Source organism: Methanomicrobiales archaeon (genome assembly GCA_030019205.1).
GTDB lineage: Archaea > Halobacteriota > Methanomicrobia > Methanomicrobiales > JACTUA01 > JASEFH01.
The window spans coordinates 1-3,471 of record JASEFH010000053.1; the positions used below are offsets into that span (position 1 = coordinate 1).

General features: G+C 47.9%; 3 protein-coding genes. 1 reads left to right on the forward strand and 2 read right to left on the reverse strand.

Annotated features, from left to right (window positions below; translation table 11 throughout):
- Positions 1-298 precede the first annotated feature (298 nt).
- Positions 299-928 carry a methyltransferase domain-containing protein gene (locus tag QMC96_13165; protein MDI6877704.1) on the forward strand — a complete coding sequence of 210 codons (630 nt, stop codon included), beginning with the start codon at positions 299-301 and terminating at the stop codon, positions 926-928.
- A 217-nt stretch (positions 929-1,145) separates the two neighbouring features.
- Here the strand turns inward: QMC96_13165 and QMC96_13170 are convergent, their stop codons facing one another.
- Positions 1,146-2,309 carry an IS256 family transposase gene (locus tag QMC96_13170; GenBank protein ID MDI6877705.1) on the reverse strand — a complete coding sequence of 388 codons (1,164 nt, stop codon included), beginning with the start codon at positions 2,307-2,309 and terminating at the stop codon, positions 1,146-1,148.
- A gap of 472 nt (positions 2,310-2,781) precedes the next feature.
- Entirely contained in the window at positions 2,782-3,231 is a 450-nt protein-coding gene (locus QMC96_13175) for a hypothetical protein (protein MDI6877706.1), read from the reverse strand.
- Positions 3,232-3,471: the final 240 nt, after the last annotated feature.

Genomic DNA, 3,471 nt, shown 5'->3' on the forward strand with positions numbered 1-3,471 from the left:
TCTTCAGCTGGATTGAAGCCTTCAAGAAGCTGATTCCCCGGTACGAACGCTATGACCATTCATTCCTGGGGCTCATACACCTAGCCTGTGCCCGCATAATCTGGAGAGTTTTGGGATGACCTCCTCAATATACAGTTCAATATTAGGGATTAGAATTAGATAGATCTTTTCCTCTGCACCGGAGACTGCTCAAAAGGAGGGCAGAGAATGAATTTTAACCCCTAACTCACGCGGAGTTTAGGTCTCAGATTAAGCAAGTATATATAAAACGAAAATAAAATATTAAAAGTAACAGATAATGATAAAGATTGGCTACAAGAATTATGAAGTAGATCTCCCTCCCAATAGCTTAGTTGTTGATATAGGGAGTGGTAATAATCCAAATGGGCGAGCAAATATTTTAGTCGATAAAACGATTGAAGAGAGTATAGATCGAAGCGGAGCAAAGGCAGTAGTCTTTGATGATAGGGATTTTATTTTGGCTGATATATTAAGAGGCCTACCTTTTAAATTGAAGTCAATAGATTATGCGATATCATGCCATGTTGCTGAGCATGTAGATGATCCAAAATTCTTTTGTCAAGAAATTAACCGCGTAGCGAAGGCGGGATACATTGAAACTCCTGGCCCCATGTCGGATCTATTTTTAAATGAACCCTTCCATAAATGGAAGATTTTTAAGAAAGGTGACGTTTTGTATTTCGTGAAAAAAAGGAAGTATAGGCCCATATCGAATACATTTTATTCGCTATATTACTATGGAGATCATCGATCGGGACATCAAATGTTAAATTTTAATAATAAATATATTAATATATTTATTATATCTATCCTAAAAAGAATTTTAAACACATCTTGGAAATATCTACCCTATACATATACTTGCTATGAATGGAAAGATGAAATACGATGGAAAATTATTGAATAATCTAAACAAATTGTTGATATAGTCTATTTTTCTGACTTTTTAGTGCATTAATATCAGTGTATTCATCAATTTGAAAATTTTGTGAAGAATCGTCCTTCGATGGTCAACCATATCAATTCGCACCTTATTGGCCTTATAGAAACCCTCAATGATAATAATAAAGAGAATATTCGTCTCTGAAGAAATGGTCACTAAGACCTGAGAGGTAGCGTGCAAGTTAAGCTGTAAATTGGACTCCTGTATCCGGACCAACTATCTTCTCACCGGCAGATACATACCGGCGACTGGTGATCCACTCCTCGTTGCTATCCATCAGGATCGCCCCAGCAAGTCGGAGGAGGGCGGCATCATTGGGGAATGCCCCGATGGATCGGTACCGCCGTTTCAGTTCTTTGTTCACCCGTTCCAGGAGATTCATGGTCCGGATCCGTCTCCAATGTTCCCGTGGAGCGCTCCGGTAGTTGAAGAGGCTGTACTGGAACCGGTTGATCGTATCGGCAACCTGGGGATAGCCCCGGACCTCCAGGTCCCGGGCACACTCCTGCAGCGTGCGGGAATCCGTGAGCGATTCTTTCAGGAGTCCCGCAATCTCTCCATACCGAGTTCTCGGGATCTTCCGCAGGACTGCCCGCATGAAGTGAACGTGGCACATCTGCCAGCTGGATCCCAGAAAGGATCGTTCCGTGGCACTCTGGATGCCTCGGTGGCCGTCAGAGATCACGAGGTCCACCCGTTCCAGGCCACGGTCTTTGAGTTCCATAAAGAGATCCTCCCAGGTGCGTTCGTTCTCACTATCGGCAATCCTCGCCCCGAGGATCTCCCGCATCCCGTCGGTTCGGATCCCGGCAATGACGAGCAGCGCTTTGTTGCAATAGCGTACCCCGTCTCGCACCTTGAAGTAGGACGCATCCACAAAGAGATACGGCATATGCGGTGCAAGGGGCCGGGAAAAGAATTCTTGGACCCGGGCATCCAGTTCTTTTGTCAGCGTGGACACGTACGCGGGGGAGATCTGATCGATGCCCAGATGGGAGAGCACCTGCTGGACCTTCCGCGTCGATACCCCCTGGAGATACGATTCGAGCACGATGCTCTCGATCGCTTTTTCAACCCTCGCATATCGCTCAAAGACCTTTGTCTGGAATGGGAATTCTCGAAGCAGCGGTTTCTCCAGGGTTACGTCCCCGTATCTCGTTCGAAGCGTTCGAGCCCGGTGCCCGTTCCGATGCGCTCGTCGGGATCCGGTCCGTTGATATCGTCCGGCGCCAGTTTGCTCTTCGGCTTCCTGCTCCATCACCTCGTTCAGAAACCAGGTGAGCAGGATCTTCATCCCTTCGTCGTTACCGGTAAGATATTTATCGATAAGGTTCCTTAGATACATTACCCTGTATTCTCCTTCTGCAATTCACTGTGGGATACAGGGCCTCTTGGGCTTTTACATCACTTCGTATACGCTACCTTTCAGGCTCTCACCGATGGTTCTTTTCAGGACCGAGAATGCCGTTTCAACGAGGTTTCTCCGATGGTACCGGCATGCATCGAAGGTTCGAGCCATCTCTCTCCGATACCGTCTATAGATCCGTTTCTGTTTTCGCGTTTGGACCGGAATCAGGGATTCGGCGTATTCGGCGTGCATCTCCCCTCCCGGATCCGACGATGGATGGACTCGGCATCGTATCCCCTATCAAGAACGAAGCATGCAGCCATCCGGGTTCGATGGGACTGAGTGAGGAGACTGTTGGCCATCCTCACTTCCGAGATCGGATGCGGGGTCATCGTAAGGGCCAGGATCACCTGCGTATTGTATCGACGACCAGGGAGACCTTCAGGAATCGCTTGCGGGTCTTCCCGGTTCAGAGAGAGGAGTAGCAGCGGGCATACGCACTAATAGATCCCGAGGCATCGATGGCGGTGACGGATCTTACGGCTCCTCGTTGATACAGGGAGGAACCCACCCGTTTCTGGATAAGCTTCAACCAGAGCGTGGAAAGTCTCTGCAGGAATTTATGAAGGGTGGTGAAGTGGGGAATCGTCCCTAACTGGAGGATGCTCCGGATCGGATTCATCACTTCGACTAGATCGATTAATCCCCGATAATCCCGTCCTAACTGTTCCTTCAGGAGCAGGAGTACCATCAGCTGGTGCTGGGTGTAGGTCTTCTTCGAGTATTTGCAGGAATAGAGCGGAAGGTGGGATGCTCGGACAGCAGATATTGCTGCCTCGGTAAGTCTGATATACAGGGACGATGACACTATGGACGGCTCATCTGTTGTGTCTTTGGTCAGATCAACAAGGAGCCTCATTTCTCATAGATATTTCCCTATCCGCTAAAAATTGAGCCCTAGAGGGATCTCCACAAAGCCATATTCCGGGGCTAGTATAGGTCCATCATAGTATTAGACATGGAATTTGTTGACTTAAGTCACAACAATTAATCACGAAAAAAAATCATTTATACAATATCTTGCAGCCCCTTTCCCGGTACACCTCGCGCGTCATGGGCCTCGGTGCGGTCCAGCGGCAGAGCCTCATCACGCTCGCAT